Genomic DNA, 17,434 nt, shown 5'->3' with positions numbered 1-17,434 from the left:
TCCCGATGCAAACGAAACCGCTCAGTGGCCTCATCGCCGCCACTTATACGCCGCTGAATGTTAACGGCAACTTGAATCTCGACATCGTCCCCGCGATCGTCGATCATCTGCTCGCCCAGGGCGTCACTGGACTGTATGTATGCGGCAGCACAGGTGAAGGCATGTCGCTATCGAGTGATGAACGACGCAGTGTTGCCGAAGCCTACGTGCGAGCAACAGCAGGCCGAGTGCCTGTGATTGTTCAAGTCGGCCATAACAGCGTTCGCGAGGCGAGCGGATTGGCCGAACATGCCCAGCAAATCGGAGCGGATGTGATCTCAGCGACCTGTCCCTCCTACTTCCGCGTCAGCGACGTTCCAACGCTCGTTGATTGCATGGGCGAAATCGCCGCAGGTGCCCCCGCACTGCCGTTTTACTACTACCACATCCCCATCCTGACCGGTTCGACACTGGCAATGACTGAGTTTTTGCAGCTTGGTCGCGAGCGAATCCCGAATCTTTGCGGATTGAAATATACCGATACGAAGCTATTTGAATTTCAACAGTGCCTCGAAATCGAGGGCGGCCATTTTGATGTTGTGTGGGGCTGTGACGAAATGCTGCTGGGCGCCTTGGCGACCGGTGCCACCGCCGCGATCGGCAGCACCTACAACATTGCCGCGCCACTCTACCGGAGACTAATCGCAGCGTTTGAAAAGGGCGACGTCCACGAAGCACGCCGATTGCAATCGAATTCGATTCAGATGATCCAGGCGATCGGGGCCTATCCATTTCACGCTGCCATGAAGGCGGTGCTGGCGATGGAGGGGTTCGACGTCGGGGGCTGTCGATTGCCGCAGGGGCGCCTCACAAAGAGTGATTCCACGAAGCTCCGAGAGAACCTGGAGTCGATTGGCTTTTTCGATTGGTCTCGAAATAGCGATTCATGAAATTCCTCTACGCCGTAATCGCCGCCCTTTCGCTCGCAGTCGGTGGGCTTTCTGGTGCTCGGGGGGCGGACATTCTTGCATGGTCTGAATTGCCTGCCATTCCGGACGAACTCGGGTTTGCTGGATCGTTCGCGGGTGTCCATGAAGATGCATTGATCGTCGCGGGTGGTGCCAATTTCCCTACACCTGTTTGGGAGAATGATAAAGTCTGGCATGACCAAGTTCGTGTGCTCACCAAACAGGGTGACACGTACGAATGGATCGACGCCGGCAGGCTTCCGCGATCAATCGCTTACGGAGCATCTGTCTCGACGCCGGATGGAATCGTTTGCATGGGCGGGAACGATGCCTCGGAAACGTTCCGCGACGTTTTTTTATTGACGTGGGATGGCAATACACGAACGATTGCGACGCGGAACTACCCGCCACTGCCTCGACCCTGTGCATTCGGCGCTGCAACGCTGATCGGCGAGACGATTTATTTGGCAGGCGGGCAGAGCGATTCGTCGCTCGATACGGCGATGTCCAATTTGTGGTCGCTGGATCTCTCGAAACGAAACGACCCCCAGGCTTTTCAGTGGCGTGAACTGCCGGAGTGCCCCGGCTCTCGGCGCGCGTTTAATTTGACCGCTGCTCAGCACAATGGCTATGCCGACTGTGTGTATGTGATCAGTGGCCGGCGTCAGATGGGCGATCAGACTGAGTTCCTACGAGATGTTTGGGAGTATTCACCGGCGGCGCAGTCATGGCGCCAACGCAAAGAGGTCCCTCGCTGTGTGATGGCAGGGACGAGCATTGCGGCGGGCCAGAGCCACATTTTCGTACTTGGTGGAGCTACGGAAGAGCTCTTTTTCAAGGGCGACGAACTCCGGGACGACCATCCTGGATTCATCAAACAAGCATTGGCCTACCACACCATCACCGATACGTGGATCGATGCGGGCAGCGTGCCGGAAAATTTGGTTACCACGACGGCGGTGAAATGGGGCGATTCCTTCGTGATTCCCGGTGGCGAGGTTCGGCCGCGAGTTCGCTCACCACACGTCTACGCCGTCTCGGTCGTCCCCGCAGGCCATCACTTCGGCATTGTCAATTACACGGTCCTGTTCGGCTATCTGTTGTCCATGGTCGGTGTTGGGATCTATTTCACCAACCGCAATCAGGACACGAACGATTTTTTTCGTGGCGGGATGCAGATACCGTGGTGGGCGGCTGGATGCAGTATCTTTGCCACGATGCTGAGCTCACTGACGTTCACAGGCTTGCCCTCCAAAGCGTTCGCGCAAGACTGGGTTTACCTGGTCGGCAATATGACGATTCCGGTCGTTGCCATTGTGGCGGTGTATGTTGCGATGCCCTTTTTTCGTCGGATCGATGCGACGAGTGCCTACGAATATCTGGAAAAGCGTTTCAATCGTCGCGTGCGAATATTTGGCAGTGCCAGTTTTCTGCTGTTTCACATTTTCCGGATGGCAGTTGTCATGTCGCTAACCGGCCTGGCACTCGCCATCGCAACCCCCATGACTCCGGTGCAGTCCGTCCTATTGATGGGTGTGCTCAGTATCGTCTACTGCACCATGGGCGGCATTGAAGCGGTCGTTTGGACGGATACGATTCAAACGTTCGTGCTGCTCGGTGGTGCGGTGCTGGCCATGGTGCTGTTGATCTCGGGCGTCGACGGCGGTGCCAGCGGTTTCCTGGCATCCGCAAATGACGCGGACAAATTTCGCATGGCGAACTGGCACCTCGACGCCACGCAATCGCAAATTGCGCTGTGGGTGATCGTCGTCGGCGCGCTCGGTCAGAACCTCTCCTCGTACACCGCGGATCAAGCGGTCGTGCAGCGTTACATGACAACGGCCACGCCGAGCCTCGCAGCCCGATCGATATGGACGAATGCAATCTTGTCCATTCCGGCATCTATCTTGTTCTTTGCAATTGGCACGGCATTGTTTGCTTTTTATCAATCGCATCCCGAGAAACTCGATCCCACCATCACAACGGACCAGGTGTTTCCACTGTTCATCTCGCGCGAGATGCCGATCGGATTGGCCGGATTGATTGTCGCAGGGATTTTCGCGGCGGCGCAGTCGACGGTTTCCACCAGCATGAATTCCATCGCCAGCACGGTGGTGACGGATTTCCTGCGTCCATTGAATGCCTGCACGTCTGAGCGTGGATACCTCCGATCGGCTCGACTGTGCACGTTGACCGTGGGCGTCATCGGCACGCTGCTGGGGGTTGTGTTCGTGAACCCTGACATCAAATCCTTATTTGATGCGTTTCTAATCGTGATCGGTTTGTTCATGGGCGTCCTCGGCGGGCTATTCGCCCTCGGGGCGCTTACCCGGCGTGCCACCGGGACGGGCGCCATGACAGGTGCCTGGGTGGGTGCCGCAACGATGTTCGTTCTCTGGCGATTCACGTCCGTCAATGGCTACCTATACACGACGATCGGTATCACCGTTTGTTTCGGGGTGGGCTATGCGGCGAGCCTATTGGGTAAGGCCGATTCCGTGAACCTTGCGGGCCTTACGATTCATGACCTCGGGGTGAAACGGCTCGGCACGCCGGATGCCCCTAACGTGGAATCAACACTGTGAACGCCACACGCCGAAGCGAATTGCTGCGAACCTATCGTGACGGTCTACTTGGCGACACGTTGCCATTTTGGATTGACCACTGCGTCGATCGTGAATATGGCGGTTTCATGATGTCTCTTGACCGCGACGGAAGCGTTATCGATAGCGACAAAGGCGTCTGGCAACAGGCACGGTTCACGTGGCTGCTCGGCGAACTTTACAACACCGTCGAGCAACGTGATCAATGGCTCGACCTCGCAATCCACGGCGGCCGCTTTCTCGACGAGCATTGCTACGATCCGGCCGATGGTCGCATGTGGTTTCATCTCGCTCGCGATGGCCAACCGATTCGCAAGCGTCGTTACGCATTCTCTGAAAGTTTCGCGGCGATTGCCTATGGCGAGCTCGCCAAAGCGACGGGGCTTGCGCACTACGCCGAGAAGGCGATTCGTACGTTCAATCGCTTCATCGACCACAACCAGAACCCACAGGGCGTCGAACCGAAATTCACGAACACGCGGCCGACGCGGGGCATCGGTTTCCCGATGATCACAATCGCGACTGCCCAAGAACTGCGAGATTCGATTGGGCTGGCGTCAGCCAATCAATGGATCGATGACAGTATCGAGTTGATCCGCCGCTATCACCTTCACGAGGACATTGAATGTGTGATGGAAACGGTCGGTACCCATGGCGAACTCCTAGACCACTTCGACGGTCGAACGCTGAACCCTGGACACGCGATTGAAGGGGCGTGGTTCATTATGCTCGAAGGCAAGATTCGCTGCGATCGGGAACTGATCGAGATGGGATTGAAGATGCTCGATTGGATGTGGGAGCGAGGTTGGGACAACGAGTTCGGTGGGATGCGGTATTTTGTCGATGTCAAAGGACTGCCCGTCTCCGAGTATTGGCATGACATGAAATTCTGGTGGCCGCAGAATGAGACGGTCATCGCGACGCTGCTCGCCTACGAACTCACCGGCGATCAGAAGTACTTGGACTGGCACGCGATGGCGCATGGGTGGGCATATAAACACTTTCCCGACCGCGTGCATGGCGAGTGGTACGGCTACTTGCATCGCGACGGCAGTGTTAGCACTCGATTAAAAGGCAATCTATGGAAAGGGCCATTCCATCTGCCGCGGATGCAACTGGTTTGCTGGAAATTGCTGAGTTAGCGGGCGACGGGATCGATCCTCTGGTGGTTTGCCGCGGATCGTTCAGCGATGCCCGACCAACCGTGGCGTCTGCGACGCCTTAGCCTGGAGAACGTTGCTGCGAAGCCGACGTCGACTCTGTCGCCCTCCAGACTAACGAAACGAAACTCAGCCCAGCGGTGGTTTCCAGTGGCTGGCTACGGCAACTCGCGAATACGAATCTTTCGAAACTGAATGGGCGAACCTTCGCTTTCCAGGCACAGGTAGCCTTGAGCCGGTTTGATGTCGGTCCCGCCGGAGACCTCTTCGCCATTGACCCACAATCGCACTTCGCCGTTGATGGCCCGGACATAATACTGATTCCAGTGGCCGTGCCCTTTGGCGAGGTGTTTGCGTGGGAAGCTACGACTGCCATCGGGAGAGAGTGGTGGAAACGGTGTCATTTGGACTCGCACGGCAAAGACGTCCCCGTTCGTGCCGAACCAATCGGTGCGATCGCCGCGTGCCTTGATCATGTCCGTGTAACCATGATCCAAGATTTGAACCTCGATACCAGCGGGCAACCCAGGCTTTCCGTCTTTGGTCAGTTTCTCGATCGATTCAGGCGTGGTCCAAACGAAGACACCCGAATTGCCCGCCGCCCGCTCATGCATCCACTCAACGACCAGTTCAAAGTTCTTCACCGGTTCGCTGGTCCTCAGAACACTGACGGGTTTCCCTGTGCAGTGCAGTGTGCCCTCGACCCACGACCAAGTATCCGCAGCGCTGTTAACGGCTGTGAAATCCGACTCCCCCAAGGAGCGCCAACCGGGCCCCGTGTCATCCATCATCGCGCGGACTGCTGTTTCCGAATTCACACCCGTGGAAGGGACCGTGTCCTCTGCCACACTCACAGGAACCGAATGCGCCGCGAGAACGATCGCGATGGCTAACCAAAACCTAATTGTCATCTATTTCACTTTATTTCGAAGACTGAACCGGAGTCCGGCTGGCGAGATACCAACCCAAAACGAACACGACGGCGGCCACAACCATAGCAAAGCCAGCATAACCGTGGAGCTGGATCAACTGCTGGAGATGCTCTGTCCCTGCAATCGGTAGCATCGAAAGGAACATCGTTCCAGTCGCAGCAAAACCCGTTAGCAGCAACGTCCAATACCCCACCCGCAACCATGTGCCGCGTCTCGTCATATCATACATTCGCCACAGCCAGGCGATCGCAAAAAGTGGCAACACGAATACCAAGGCGCCACTGGCAAACATATGAGCCATCAAGACGGTGCCATGCAGTGGGTGGGGTCCCAGCGACGTCACCAGCAATCCAGCGACGATCCCGAGTAGGGCCACCGCCGACAGGAGTCGTAGGATGGATTTCATGATTTCGGTTCTCCCGCATTGGAGGGGCGCTGTTTCAAAAGTCCAGCCACCGATCCGACACCGACGAGCAGCACGACAAAGACGATCGCCAGCGAGATCGCCACGAACACCTTGAACCTCGAACGCCCAGCGAAGAGCTGATTCCAGCGCAATCGCGTGGTCTCGTCAACGCCCTGCAGGCTGGCCATGGTGATCGGCTCGGCTTGTATCGGCGCCGGTCCCAACGGCGTCACGACGGATGCGAAAATTTTTCCGTCATCGGAGTGGCACTCGACGCATCCGTCCGCGCCCAACGCCCAGCCCGCCGGGCGAACGTTGTGAGCAATCGGCCACGCCACCGCTTGGGCTCCGTCAAAATCGCCAGGCAACACCTCCAGAGACAGGTTGCCGTCTTCGTCCTCGACACGACCGTAGACTGCTCCCGAGGAGACATACACCGCTTGCGTTGCTCCGGTTTCCTCTTCAATTGCCGCCAAGGCTGCGCTCACCTTTTCGTCAAACTTCTCCGGATCACTGGCGAGTTCCTCGACAAAACTTTTGCGCACTCGCAATGGCCTGCGAGTCCAATCGAAAACGTCATCGGGATCGAGCGGCGTGATCGAATCGCCATCGCGGATGCCCCAGAATGCGGGCCACATCACGCGTTGTGGATAGATTTTGCCGTCGGCAAGTTTACTGAAAATGGGGCCTTGAATCTGTGGAGGCTCCAGTCCGGTTCGGCGTTCTTTCGCGCCCAGTGCATGCGATAGCGACGTCATGAGGCGACTCGCTTCATCACCTGGCACCGGTCCCGAGTGACACGCGGTGCAGGAAAGCCGTTCGAAATGCACCGGGGGCAGACCCGCGTGGAGCGGTTTGGGTGACCCGAGACGCCCTGCGTTCGAGGCGATCCCGCCAGCGGATTGACCGGACGCGGAACCATCCTCCCCGAGATGACATCCTCGGCATGACAGCGTGCTGACGGCGAGACCGTCCGCCCGCGTCTCGCCTTCGAATCCGCGGACGGTGTGATGGTCGATTCCATTTCGATGGCAATCGACGCACTGCATACCAGCTCGCAGGTGCACGTCGTCATCGTGAATCCAGCGAGGTTCTATGCCGCCTTCGTTGACCTGTACCGTACTGTGGCACTGGTAACAAGCGTTGTTGTCGGGCTCGCGGACGAGGTCAAAGAAAACCGTCCCGTCCGGCGAGAATCGAGCGGCGTCGTAGCTCACCTTCGGCAATGCCGCCTGTGTTTTTTCGTCTTGCGGGTCTGCGTCGTCTTTGATCCGAGAGACCCTGCCGTCAACAGTTGCGAGATGCATCGCCGCAGTGGGCGCCCAGGCATAGTTCTCGTCTTCGATCTGATGGCGGCGGGACTCGAAATCGTATTGCCCTGGCGTCGCGTGACAGACCATGCAGTCAACTTCCAGCGAGCCCGCATGGGCCCAACGGGGTGAGAGCGGACGGGCCGATTCCGCCGCCTCTGAGTCTTCAGACGCTCCCGCCTTCTCGGTCGTCTGGATCGTTTGCTCGGGCGCGCCAAATCCACCACCCGGAAAGCGGGCGCCAAACTGATGCGTTACCTGCCAGGGCGTGAGGCCGATCCGGCGTGGGTCGAACGTACGGGTTTGTGTCTCCTCTTGGCGTCGATACGACATCGGCAGCTGCGTGCCCGTCCGGGCATCGGTCCAGATCCATGGTTCACTCGGGCGTCCCTGTTCGCTTCCAATCGCAAACGCGTTGAAGTGCCAACCATGCGAGATCGATTGGTCGTCGTGGCATCGCCCACACGTATTTCGTGGCGAGTATGGCAGCGTCGACTCGGCCGTAATCTTCCGGTTCGATGTATCGTAGAGATCGATCCGGTGAACATATCCAGAGTCGGAATCACTGCTGGCATACCGCCGGGCCTCAGCGGGCCACGCACTTCCTGGCAGCAACAACGCTGACACGCACGCACAGAATAGGGGACGGATTAGCCACAGACTCATGGGGTTTCCTTCGACTTGCGACGCAGGTGAAATCGCTTATTCGTCATTCGTAAGTTGCTGTTCCGAAAGGACGGGCAGTTGCGCCCGTATCGTAACAGAATCAGGCATCAAATGGGACCGACGTACCGGCTCGCCGGGGTGACTTAGCCGGTGCGACATGAGAGCCGTTGATCAACCGCCGCTCGTTGCATGAGGGTGTGTTTATCCCGAGTTGGATTCGCTGCGAGGCTCAACGGGTGGTGCTTCTGGCGAACTCGCTTCCGAGATTTCTGGGGTCGCGTCCGGCAGGATGACCATCCCGACGTGTTCAATGATTCCCGATTTCGATAGTTCTCGAATGAACAACTCGATCTGCTCGAAACGCACCGATGCCGCCAAGCGGACACCGTCGGCGCCCAGTCGATCACGCATCAGCTCGTCAAGCGTTTTGCCGGGACTGTCATGCAAGCTGAATCCGTAGAATCGTTCCACTTCGCCGACGGTAACCGAACCTCGCAACGGGAACTCCAATGCCGTCGGCAGCGACGTCAATGGTTGTTGTCCGTGAGCGAAAACGCGATCGACCATCACCCGGACCTCAGGACTCAACACGACGATGACGTGATCGCCGTATTCAATCTGGGTGCGGCCCTGCGGCGGGATGATTTTTTCAGTGCGTACGATCAACGCGACCACCACTCCCGCGGGCAACGCCAGATCTTTGATCATGCAGTTGGCGGCATGGCACGACTCGTCGACAAAATATTCGACGATATCCGCTTCGACGTTTCGCAGCGAACTGATCTCCAACGTGACCGGCGGCGGACGGCGTGTGGGAACGACCAGTTTGAGATATCTCGCCACAGTGGGCAGCGACCAGCCTTGCACAACGGCCGAAACGAGAACCACGAAGAACACCGTATCAAATATCAGCGGGGCCCCCGGAAGATCGGCCAGCATCGGGAACGTCGCCAGTGTAATGGGGACAGCCCCCTTGAGACCGACCCACGACAAAAACAACAGCTCGCGAGCGGCAAACCGAAACGGAAACGCACACACGAAAACGGCGATCGGTCGCGCGATGAAAATCAATACTGCTGAGATCATCAGGGCCTGAGGGGCCACGTCCAGCAACCGACTTGGGAACGACAAAATCCCCAACGCGATAAACATCAGTATTTGGCAGATCCACGCGGCAGCGTCGTGGAACAGCAAAATCCCGCGAAAGAATACAGGTCGCCGATTGCCGATCACAATCCCGGTAAGGTACACCGCGAGAAAACCGCTGCCTCCCAGCGCCGCTGCAGCGCCAAACGAAACCAGCCCCAGAGCCGTTGCCATGACCGGGTACAGTCCCGCAGCGTCCAGGCGGATGCGCTGCAGCATCCAAACACCCGCCCCACCGACGACGACACCCGCGAGCGTACCAAACGCAATCTGGCTGAGGAACAAATTCAGCAATCCGAGCCCAAACGGGACGGATCCCGAAAGCACCTGGATCAGCCCGACGGTCAGGAAGATCGCCATCGGGTCGTTGGACCCGCTCTCAACCTCCAGGGTCTCAGCCAACCTGCGGCGGATGTTCACACCCCCACCCCGCAACACCGCAAAGACAACTGCCGCGTCAGTCGAACCGACGATGCTGCCCAGCAGCAACCCTTCTAAGATCGAGAGCTTTAGGATCCATGCGGCCGCCAGTCCCGTGATCAGTGCCGTGATGAACACGCCCAGCGTCGCCAGCATGCCCGCAGGCTTCCACGCCGAGCGAATCGTATGAAAGGGGGTGCGAAGCCCACCGTCAAACAGGATCACACACAGCGCAATCGTGCCGATGCCATTGGCAATCGTGTAATTCTCAAATTCGATCCCCCCGATCCCTTCGGATCCCGCCAGCATGCCGACGAGCAGAAATAGAACGAGGACGGGCACACCCATTCGCGACGAAAACTTGTTCGACGCGATCCCCAGCAGCAGTAGAACACCCGTGATGAGGATGCCTGTTTCAACACTTACCATTCGCGATCCTGATCATGAGATGTTTGCGCACAGCATGTCGAAAACGACGGAAACAATCAACCTAGCTCAGCCTGTCATGCTAGTGAGCCATCACAAAATTCGGTAAGCTGGCCCTCGGTTCAGTGTGATTGTCATCCGGGAGCCGCCCCTCCACCGGAGAGTTTCTTGGACATCCAATGCAGCACTTGGCCGTTCGAATGGCCACCCACCCACGCGTCAATGACTCAACAGCCCGACGCTCCGCGTCTGGCTGGGCACGATGTGCATTGGCTGGCGAGTCTGGCACGCGGATTCGGCCACACCGTTTACCTGCTCGAGGCCCGTGACGCTGGCGAGGTCGTCGGCCTGCTGCCGCTCGTGTTAGTGAAGGGGCCCCTCTTTGGCAAGTTCCTGGTCAGCCTTCCCTACCTCAACACCGGCGGCGTCTGGGCCGCCACGCACTCTGCCGCCAGCGAGTTGATCGATCGCGCTTGCGAGTTAGCAGACGAACTGGACGTCAAATACCTCGAGCTACGACACGAGAAACCGATCGAGCACTCGAGGTTTAACTTTCAGCGGACAGATAAGGCGCACCTGAGATTAACGCTGCCTGGTACGGACGAGGAATTCGAAAAATCGTTGAAATCGAAAGTGCGCAGCCAGATCAAAAAATCCGGCGGACACGGCCTCGAGGTTTCCTTCGCCGGACTGCCCGTGCTCAATGATTTCTACGCGGTCTTTGCGCACAACATGCGTGACCTCGGCACACCCGTATTTTCCAAGCGTTTGTTTCGGGCGATCATCGAGGAGTTTGATGGCGATGCCGAGTTTTGTATCGTCCGCCAGGAGGGTCGTGCGATTGCCGGCGGATTACTAATCCACTGCGAGGGATGTACCGAGATCCCCAGCGCGAGTTGCCTGCGGGCGTTCAACCGCACCAATGCCAACATGCTGATGTACCGACATCTGTTGCGGCGAGCCATCCATCAAGGCAGCCACACGTTTGACTTTGGGCGTTCGAGCGAAGGTAGTGGCACATACAAGTTCAAAACGCAGTGGGGAGCTGCTCCCTACCCAGCCTGCTGGCAGTATTACGTGCGTAAGGGCGATCCCAACGACATGCGGCCAGATGCTGGTGGCAACCAACGCCTTATTCAGGCGTGGCAGCGACTGCCTGTGTGGCTGACCAAGTGTATCGGGCCAAGCATTGTCCGCGGGATTCCTTAGCAAAAGTGCCAAACTGGAACTTAGCCGCGGGGCTGAATCAATGGCAGGCAGGGAGTTTGTCATGCATGACCCGGAGTTTGTCATGCATGACCCATCGATTTCATCGCCGCGTCTAAAAGTCGCCCTCGAGCACTTCATGCGATGCCCGGGTGCTGAGTGCTCCCCACAATCCGAAGGGGCTTTTTGATCCGGGGGCACTCGCTCCCGTCTGGCCATATTTCACCGTAGCGGCGTTGGGGTTGCCCGCATTAATGGAGTTCGTGATGAACCTCACCGCGCCATCGCCCATCAAGATATGACATCCGCCCTGGTGTCGACTCGACGCAGAGTTATGCCCGTTGGTGTTATCGCTACTACCTAAACAAATCTGAGTGTTGGGTCCTAAAATATTGCCCACACCGGTGTATAGTGGCCCACCATCGGCCCAGCGAGCACCACGGGTCTGGTTGCCGCCCGCGATATTGGTAGCGGTCGTGAGCCAGAACTGCGGTCGGGTGGGATCGATACTCGCCTTGCACGGCATCCCACCTGTGTGCATGGACCACCCCGCGTTGACTTTCGCGCTGGTGCGAATGTCACGATCACCCAAGTCCGTGCAAATCTCGCCGGCTGCCATGGTGTTGGCGAGCCCATCGAGGACATCCCGGAACTTCGTAGCGTGCCGGGGCCAGAACATCCCGCGACTGCCAGCGCGGGACTGCTGTATGTACTTGGCTACCCAGCTGCCACCAGTGAAATAGATTCCACCGCTATAGAGGTAGTCGGTCCCATCGCCGAGCGAGCATGCATAGTTCGTACGCCCTAAAGCGGGGGCGCCGATGCCGGGATCACTCGGGCAGCGTAGTGCCGGGATATCACTGGCCCAGGGATCATACTGGCCCTGCCACGCGGCGGGTCCCATGGCGGGCCACGGGTTGGTCGGCTGACCGTCGGCAAAGCGGTTGCTGATCTGCTGCCACAACGCTTGTTGCTCCATAAACGGCATCAGTCCGACCAGCCAAGACAGTCGGAATCGGTTATTCCCAGCCGTGCCACGACCCGTGCCGCCGGAGTCGCTGCCCCCCGCGTTGAAACGACCGGGACTGTACGTGCCACCAGCGTCCATCGGCAATTGATTGAACGCTGCGTGATAGTTGTGAAGCGATAGGCCAATTTGCTTGAAGTTATTGCTGCAACTCATCCGTCGGGCAGCTTCCCGCGCCGCTTGGACCGCAGGCAACAACAGACCGACAAGCACTCCAATAATGGCGATCACCACTAACAGTTCAACGAGCGTGAAAGCTCTGCGTGAATCTCTGGACAACCTAAACCTCCAATTAAGAATGGATGCGAACGAAAGCGTCGCTCGCTAGAAAACACAGTGACTACGATGCCGACAGCTATCAGAACGGTGGCATTAAAAAATCTATCTCAGCTGAACCGCAGCACCCGGGGAGCGTACGGTTGTTCAAGGCCACCGCGCTGTTCAGGGGGCACGCTGTTCAACGCCATGGCAGATCAGCGGAAGCAACAGGCTTCCACGCGGGTTTCTAACTCGGGGTATGATTCCGAGTTGCTGGCAATTTACAGGTGATTTTTACTGAGACTCATAATTTGCGTTGGACTCCTCGAGCTGCTTGTCATACGCTTCCAGCTCTGCCTGTTGCTCCGCTTCGGATAACCCCGACTCCACCACCGTAGGCGTGTCGCGGCCGCTGCATCCAACATTCAACCCAAAAACAAGTGACAACAGAACCAACGAAAAGATCAGCTTCATCTCTACAGTCTCCGACGAAAAAAATGTAATTCATCGCAACTGTAGACCGGCGGCAAGGGCAGCGACCGCCGCCAGCAAAAACGCAGGGGGCTGTGGCCACTGAAGAAACACCAAAATGTGGTTTCGCCATTTTTTTTCTCCTACGGGTGGAAGCCCACCGGTCACGTTGTGAGCATGATCGGCATGCGGCGTTGTTGACGAAAATGGAGGCTCGACTTCCTGTCCTCGTTACTGTTCCGTTGTCCGCTTTACCATCCAGTCATCCGCTCTCTCGACTTCTTGCTACTGGTGCTTCCTGCTGTGCCCAATCGTGATTCCGGCTCATTGAATCTCCCCGATTCGGCATCGCCTGCGACAACATGGCGACGTCGATTCTGGGGATTGTGTGTGCTCGGCACAGCGATGTTTTTTGCCTCGTCATCTGCCACCGTACGCGGGTGGATGATCACGCCCTTATGCGTTCATGACGAGCAGGCTGAGGGTGAGATGGCGTACGTGATGGCTGACGGGCCAGCCATGTGGGAGCGGCTTCGTGCCGCTGCTGATCTCTACCACATGCACCGGATCGGACAGATCGTTCTGCTCAACGAGCAAGGGATGGCGGGCTACAACTTTGTTCGTCACCGTAGCGATACACGCTTGCAGCGCGAAATCGATTTCCTCGACATGCTCGGCGTCCCCAGCGAGAAAGTCCTTGCGATTGATGCCGATCGCGACGATTGGTTTAGCTCACGGAGCGAAGCGGTGGGACTCTACCGCAAATTGCCCGATGTCAAACGACTCGTCATCATCACATCGCCACCGCACACCCGACGCAGCCTGCTCTGCTTTGAACGCACGTACCCGCCAGAGACAGAGATCGCCGTTTATTCTGCCGCGCTGCCATCGGAGAGTAGCGAAACGCACTTACCGATCTGGATCGAATACGTCAAACTAACGATCTACTGGCTGCTCGTTTGAACTTACCGGCATTGAAGCAGCCTCAGCTTTGAACAGCCATTGGGAAACGATGATGAAACGCTCACCTCGACTGCTCCTGCTATTTCTCTGCATCGGTGTGGGTCTGGCAGTGACGCAGCGGACGGAAACCCCGAGCGTGCTGGCTCAGGAAACAGGAGATGCCTCGCGGCTAAGGGGCAACCAAGGCATTCCGCCGGCAGCGATGTTGACTGACCGCGGACGAGAACTCGCCGAGAGCCTGAAAAACCTGCGTCGTACCCGAGCAAACCTCGGCCCGAAGCACCCGACCCTACCGGTCATTGAACAGGCCATTTCTGAGACCGAGCAACAGCTGCGAGCATGGTTACCGGACGAACGGGAAAACGAAAATCCGTTCAAAAATCTCGATTCCCCGCCGCCAAGTCCCATGCAAGAGAAGCGTCCCGATCCAGGGCACGCGGAGATGAATGACAACGATCTGCGGCAGCTCGTGCTTCGCTTGCACGCCAAAATCGAGTCGCTCGAAGCGCGGGTTCGAGTTCTTGAGCGTGCCCAGAAATAGTGATTTAAAATTTCCGCGGAGTCACCGTCGGCTGGTTCCGCTCCTCACGCCGCGATGGGGGCTTGTCTGACTGCGTCCAGTAAACGCGTTTCTGACTCCGCTGACGATGGCGGGATGCGTAGCGTTTTGCCGATTCGTCGTCCTCGATTCTGGGAGCCGAGCCAATCAGCACGATGGCAACCACCGTGGATACTGCGAAAAATAACGCAGCGCAGAGCATTACGGTCCAGAAAACGGTCATCACCAACCTAACCTTTTATCGCAAACAATTCGCAATCCAATCAATTCGTACTCATCAGCGTTTCTCTCTATCAATCCCTATCGGTCGTTCGAACCCGTCATATTGGCAAAATTGGTGACGGAGAGATATTCACCTACCGCCAACACGGCAGTGCGATGATGGAACGCGAATGGCGTGCCGGTGGCCAGCAAACTTCATTGAAACAGCCACATGAGAAAGGCAATCGCAGCAACGAATGTGACGGCGCTCACCGCGATTCGCATCATCTTCAGACGCGTGAAGCGGCTTTGATTGATGGATACCAAACGGCCCGTTAGACGGGAGGTGAGCATTTCGGGGCAATCGAGCCCCTCAAGCACGTGAGTTGCTACGTTACCCCCAAGCAGGGAGCATGCGTGTGATTTCGCTGGCGTTGGAGTGGCAGTTTGCCCGCCAACGACCGCTCTCTTTTCGACCAAATTGGCAGTTTCCGGACCGCTGGGCGTGCAAATATGCGCACCACCGGATCGAGACGGTATCTGCTTGCGACGCGCGATCGACGCCTCACACTCCACGCTGGCGGGGCCCAGAGAGAGTCGCATATCACCGATCTGATAGAATTCTTGGTTCGCCAGGAGCTCGAAAATGGGCGGGTTGGTCAACGATTTTTCCGGCGGATGCAGGTCTACCAGCCAGAGTCGGTTTTCAACGCAGACCAAAGCGTGATCGCACGGCAGCATTTGCCGCCCGCGTGTGCGCCAGACACTTGGATGTTGAGAACCAAGAATCGTTACGGACCGGGCAATCGGTTTTGTCACGGACTTTTGCTCCCACGCCATCGTTAACTTGACACCGCTAGAGACTGGTTCGGGCGAGCCGGACAAGCTCACCTCCGTTGGCAATCCCCGCTCGGTATTTGGCTGATCGGATTCGGTGTGTGTCTCGAATCGCAAGCGGTAGTGTCCAAGTAAAACTTCGACGTCGGGCGGAATAATGCCCCACGCCGGAAAGGCAATCGAACAGAGCGGCCACAACTCAATTCGATCCTCAAAACGACAGGCAAAATATGCGGTCTCAAGTTCGTGTTGCACCGGCAAACGCGGATGGCAGTGCGCACCCGACCCGATCAGGGCGAATGGCAATTCCTGCTTGAACTGCAGGTTTTCCTTGGCCGAGCTCGCGAAGACTGTCCAGCCTGACTCTGTCCAGAACGCCATACCTCAGTGCCCCCCCATTCCGCGCAGGCGACCCAATCTTCCAAAGTCAGTATTGTAAAAATCACCCATGGGTGTGTGAATCGCATCTGTTGGCGTGTGAATCGCATCGGGCATCTGATCGGATTCGGCATTGATCTGCTACAGAATACACATTCGCTAGGGTCCTAGGTTGGCTTTTCTGACATTGCGCGAGTGGTTTCTAAAAACTGCAGTTATTCCGGACCTTTTGAGTGGATTTTTGGATACACAGTGACTCCTGTCGCGTTTGAAGTTGCTGTAGAGCATCATGGTTGCCCCCGCCAAACGAGCGGCTATCATTTAGTTCGGCAGGGAGGCGTTTCGCTGAGATTTTGCAATCTAGTGAACGTCAGTTTCCTGGGCAATGATTTACTTACCTAAACTCCCTCCTTTTTGCAATTTGGAACCGGTTTTTCAGACCGGGACTTGGATTTCTGCACGTGGCGCAAACGAGACGAAAAAACCGCAAACGACACCCTGCTCGATTGGTCACACCGTCGGCAGTAAACGCTGCTCGGGAGTCGTCGACAAACGCGGCCCCGCCGGAGAAGTTGGTGCCGATGGCATCTCTCGGCGGCATTGGGTGGTGGCTTGTTCGATTCGTCCCAATTCTGCTGGTGATGATTTATGCGTTCTGGCCGACGCTCGTCTGGGCGGAGTCGACGTGGCGGAATGAACCCGACTATTCGCACGGCTATTTGGTGCCGTTGCTAGCCGCGCTGCTGCTGGCAAATCGCAGCGAGACGTTCCCGGGCGTCCGTAGTCGACCGAGTTACTGGGGTTTGTCGCTGGTGCTGCTGGCTGTTTTGATGCGTTTCGCCGGTCGGTTGCTCTACATGGATTTCCTCGATGGCTACGCGATTTTGCCGCTGACTGCGGGCGTCGTGTGGGTGATGCTCGGCCCCGCGGCGATGCGTTGGAGCCTGCCTGCTGTTGGTTTTCTGTTCTTCATGATTCCATTGCCCTATCAAGCGGAAACCCTGCTGAGCTGGAAATTGCAGGGGATCGCGACAGGTCTGAGCACGTCCATCCTGCGCGTCCTTGGCCAGCCCGCGGTGTCGGAATCGCACGTGATTTGGATCGCTGATCAGCGGTTGATGGTGGAACAGGCTTGCTCGGGGCTGCGTATCTTCATTGGCGTTGCGGCATTGGCGTGTTTCTGGGCCGCCAGCATCCAACGATCTTGGTGGGATCGGATTGTGCTGTTGGCGTCGGTGATCCCGCTGGCGATTTTCGTCAATGCGATGCGAATCGTGGCTGTGGGACTGCTGTACCAGTGGTTCGGTAGCGAATCCAAGCGGGCATTGATCCATGACTGGACGGGCTACTTCATGATCCCCGCCGCGTTCGGATTGCTCTGGTTGCTGAAGTGTTACTGGCAGGCGATCTACCGCCCCGTCGAGCAAGTCACCGCGAAAGATTTTGTACACGGATTGAGCTAATCGGGTATAACACCAACTGTTTATCTTACCTTTCCTTTTGGTCGATATCCGCCCA

15 protein-coding genes are annotated in these 17,434 nt (G+C 57.3%); 7 read left to right on the top strand and 8 right to left on the bottom strand.

What is annotated here, in order from left to right:
• Positions 1 to 5: 5 nt before the first annotated feature.
• From SH410x_RS18315 to SH410x_RS18305, 3 genes are read left to right on the top strand one after another with little or no spacing between them, the layout of a single operon-like run.
• Entirely contained in the window at positions 6 to 929 is a 924-nt protein-coding gene (locus SH410x_RS18315) for a dihydrodipicolinate synthase family protein (RefSeq protein ID WP_473669656.1), read from the top strand.
• On the top strand, positions 926 to 3,532 hold the full coding sequence (locus SH410x_RS18310) for a sodium:solute symporter family protein (RefSeq protein ID WP_473669654.1): 2,607 nt from the start codon (positions 926 to 928) through the stop codon (positions 3,530 to 3,532). The genes SH410x_RS18315 and SH410x_RS18310 overlap by 4 nt, the downstream gene beginning before the upstream one ends.
• Positions 3,529 to 4,692, top strand: coding sequence for an AGE family epimerase/isomerase (locus SH410x_RS18305; protein WP_473669652.1), 1,164 nt, complete (start codon positions 3,529 to 3,531; stop codon positions 4,690 to 4,692). Before SH410x_RS18310 ends, SH410x_RS18305 begins: the two co-directional genes overlap by 4 nt.
• Before the next feature lie 176 nt (positions 4,693 to 4,868).
• Here the strand turns inward: SH410x_RS18305 and SH410x_RS18300 are convergent, their stop codons facing one another.
• From SH410x_RS18300 to SH410x_RS18285, 4 genes are all read right to left on the bottom strand, one after another.
• Positions 4,869 to 5,621 carry a 3-keto-disaccharide hydrolase gene (locus tag SH410x_RS18300; RefSeq protein ID WP_473669650.1) on the bottom strand — a complete coding sequence of 251 codons (753 nt, stop codon included), beginning with the start codon at positions 5,619 to 5,621 and terminating at the stop codon, positions 4,869 to 4,871.
• Between the two features lie 10 nt (positions 5,622 to 5,631).
• Positions 5,632 to 6,048, bottom strand: a complete 417-nt coding sequence (locus tag SH410x_RS18295; RefSeq protein ID WP_473669648.1) for a hypothetical protein — start codon at positions 6,046 to 6,048, stop codon at positions 5,632 to 5,634.
• Complete coding sequence (locus SH410x_RS18290; protein WP_473669646.1) at positions 6,045 to 8,024, bottom strand: cytochrome c3 family protein; 1,980 nt, start codon at positions 8,022 to 8,024, stop codon at positions 6,045 to 6,047. The genes SH410x_RS18295 and SH410x_RS18290 overlap by 4 nt, the downstream gene beginning before the upstream one ends.
• Positions 8,025 to 8,225: 201 nt before the next feature.
• Positions 8,226 to 10,019, bottom strand: coding sequence for a potassium/proton antiporter (locus SH410x_RS18285; RefSeq protein WP_473669644.1), 1,794 nt, complete (start codon positions 10,017 to 10,019; stop codon positions 8,226 to 8,228).
• 219 nt (positions 10,020 to 10,238) lie between these two features.
• Here SH410x_RS18285 and SH410x_RS18280 point away from each other — a divergent pair, with 219 nt between their 5' ends.
• Positions 10,239 to 11,225: a FemAB family XrtA/PEP-CTERM system-associated protein gene (locus tag SH410x_RS18280; RefSeq protein WP_473669642.1), complete on the top strand. Its 987-nt coding sequence runs from the start codon at positions 10,239 to 10,241 to the stop codon at positions 11,223 to 11,225.
• 112 nt (positions 11,226 to 11,337) lie between these two features.
• Here SH410x_RS18280 and SH410x_RS18275 read toward each other — a convergent pair whose 3' ends face one another.
• Both SH410x_RS18275 and SH410x_RS18270 read right to left on the bottom strand, forming a co-directional pair.
• Entirely contained in the window at positions 11,338 to 12,528 is a 1,191-nt protein-coding gene (locus SH410x_RS18275) for a DUF1559 family PulG-like putative transporter (protein WP_473669640.1), read from the bottom strand.
• Between the two features lie 273 nt (positions 12,529 to 12,801).
• A complete protein-coding gene (locus SH410x_RS18270) occupies positions 12,802 to 12,981 on the bottom strand; it encodes a hypothetical protein (protein WP_473669638.1) in 180 nt (59 codons plus the stop codon).
• A 324-nt stretch (positions 12,982 to 13,305) separates the two neighbouring features.
• On the opposite strand from SH410x_RS18270, the gene SH410x_RS18265 reads away from it, so the two are divergent.
• Both SH410x_RS18265 and SH410x_RS18260 read left to right on the top strand, forming a co-directional pair.
• Complete coding sequence (locus tag SH410x_RS18265) at positions 13,306 to 13,941, top strand: YdcF family protein (RefSeq protein ID WP_473669636.1); 636 nt, start codon at positions 13,306 to 13,308, stop codon at positions 13,939 to 13,941.
• 52 nt (positions 13,942 to 13,993) lie between these two features.
• Positions 13,994 to 14,482, top strand: a complete 489-nt coding sequence (locus SH410x_RS18260; protein ID WP_473669634.1) for a hypothetical protein — start codon at positions 13,994 to 13,996, stop codon at positions 14,480 to 14,482.
• A 4-nt stretch (positions 14,483 to 14,486) separates the two neighbouring features.
• Here SH410x_RS18260 and SH410x_RS18255 read toward each other — a convergent pair whose 3' ends face one another.
• Together SH410x_RS18255 and SH410x_RS18250 are read right to left on the bottom strand one after the other, a co-directional pair.
• Positions 14,487 to 14,723 carry a hypothetical protein gene (locus SH410x_RS18255; protein WP_473669632.1) on the bottom strand — a complete coding sequence of 79 codons (237 nt, stop codon included), beginning with the start codon at positions 14,721 to 14,723 and terminating at the stop codon, positions 14,487 to 14,489.
• A gap of 194 nt (positions 14,724 to 14,917) precedes the next feature.
• Entirely contained in the window at positions 14,918 to 15,919 is a 1,002-nt protein-coding gene (locus SH410x_RS18250) for a hypothetical protein (protein ID WP_473669630.1), read from the bottom strand.
• A gap of 578 nt (positions 15,920 to 16,497) precedes the next feature.
• Between SH410x_RS18250 and SH410x_RS18245 the strand changes: the two genes are divergently transcribed.
• The gene (locus SH410x_RS18245; protein WP_473669628.1) at positions 16,498 to 17,379 is read left to right on the top strand and encodes an exosortase/archaeosortase family protein; all 882 of its coding nucleotides are present in this window, start codon (positions 16,498 to 16,500) and stop codon (positions 17,377 to 17,379) included.
• Positions 17,380 to 17,434 lie beyond the last annotated feature (55 nt).

This window comes from Rhodopirellula sp. SH410 (assembly GCF_055811895.1).
Note: the sequence above shows the minus strand (reverse complement) of the source record. Positions and strands in the feature narration are given on the sequence as shown.

What these genes read in the sequence shown, in the direction of transcription:
- SH410x_RS18315 (WP_473669656.1), top strand. Translation starts at nt 6, where the DNA reads ATGCAAACGAAACCGCTCAGTGGCCTCATCGCCGCCACTTATACGCCG.
- SH410x_RS18310 (WP_473669654.1), top strand. Translation starts at nt 926, where the DNA reads ATGAAATTCCTCTACGCCGTAATCGCCGCCCTTTCGCTCGCAGTCGGT.
- SH410x_RS18300 (WP_473669650.1), bottom strand. Translation starts at nt 5,621, where the DNA reads ATGACAATTAGGTTTTGGTTAGCCATCGCGATCGTTCTCGCGGCGCAT.
- SH410x_RS18295 (WP_473669648.1), bottom strand. Translation starts at nt 6,048, where the DNA reads ATGAAATCCATCCTACGACTCCTGTCGGCGGTGGCCCTACTCGGGATC.
- SH410x_RS18290 (WP_473669646.1), bottom strand. Translation starts at nt 8,024, where the DNA reads ATGAGTCTGTGGCTAATCCGTCCCCTATTCTGTGCGTGCGTGTCAGCG.
- SH410x_RS18285 (WP_473669644.1), bottom strand. Translation starts at nt 10,019, where the DNA reads ATGGTAAGTGTTGAAACAGGCATCCTCATCACGGGTGTTCTACTGCTG.
- SH410x_RS18280 (WP_473669642.1), top strand. Translation starts at nt 10,239, where the DNA reads ATGACTCAACAGCCCGACGCTCCGCGTCTGGCTGGGCACGATGTGCAT.
- SH410x_RS18270 (WP_473669638.1), bottom strand. Translation starts at nt 12,981, where the DNA reads ATGAAGCTGATCTTTTCGTTGGTTCTGTTGTCACTTGTTTTTGGGTTG.
- SH410x_RS18260 (WP_473669634.1), top strand. Translation starts at nt 13,994, where the DNA reads ATGAAACGCTCACCTCGACTGCTCCTGCTATTTCTCTGCATCGGTGTG.
- SH410x_RS18255 (WP_473669632.1), bottom strand. Translation starts at nt 14,723, where the DNA reads ATGACCGTTTTCTGGACCGTAATGCTCTGCGCTGCGTTATTTTTCGCA.
- SH410x_RS18250 (WP_473669630.1), bottom strand. Translation starts at nt 15,919, where the DNA reads ATGGCGTTCTGGACAGAGTCAGGCTGGACAGTCTTCGCGAGCTCGGCC.
- SH410x_RS18245 (WP_473669628.1), top strand. Translation starts at nt 16,498, where the DNA reads ATGGCATCTCTCGGCGGCATTGGGTGGTGGCTTGTTCGATTCGTCCCA.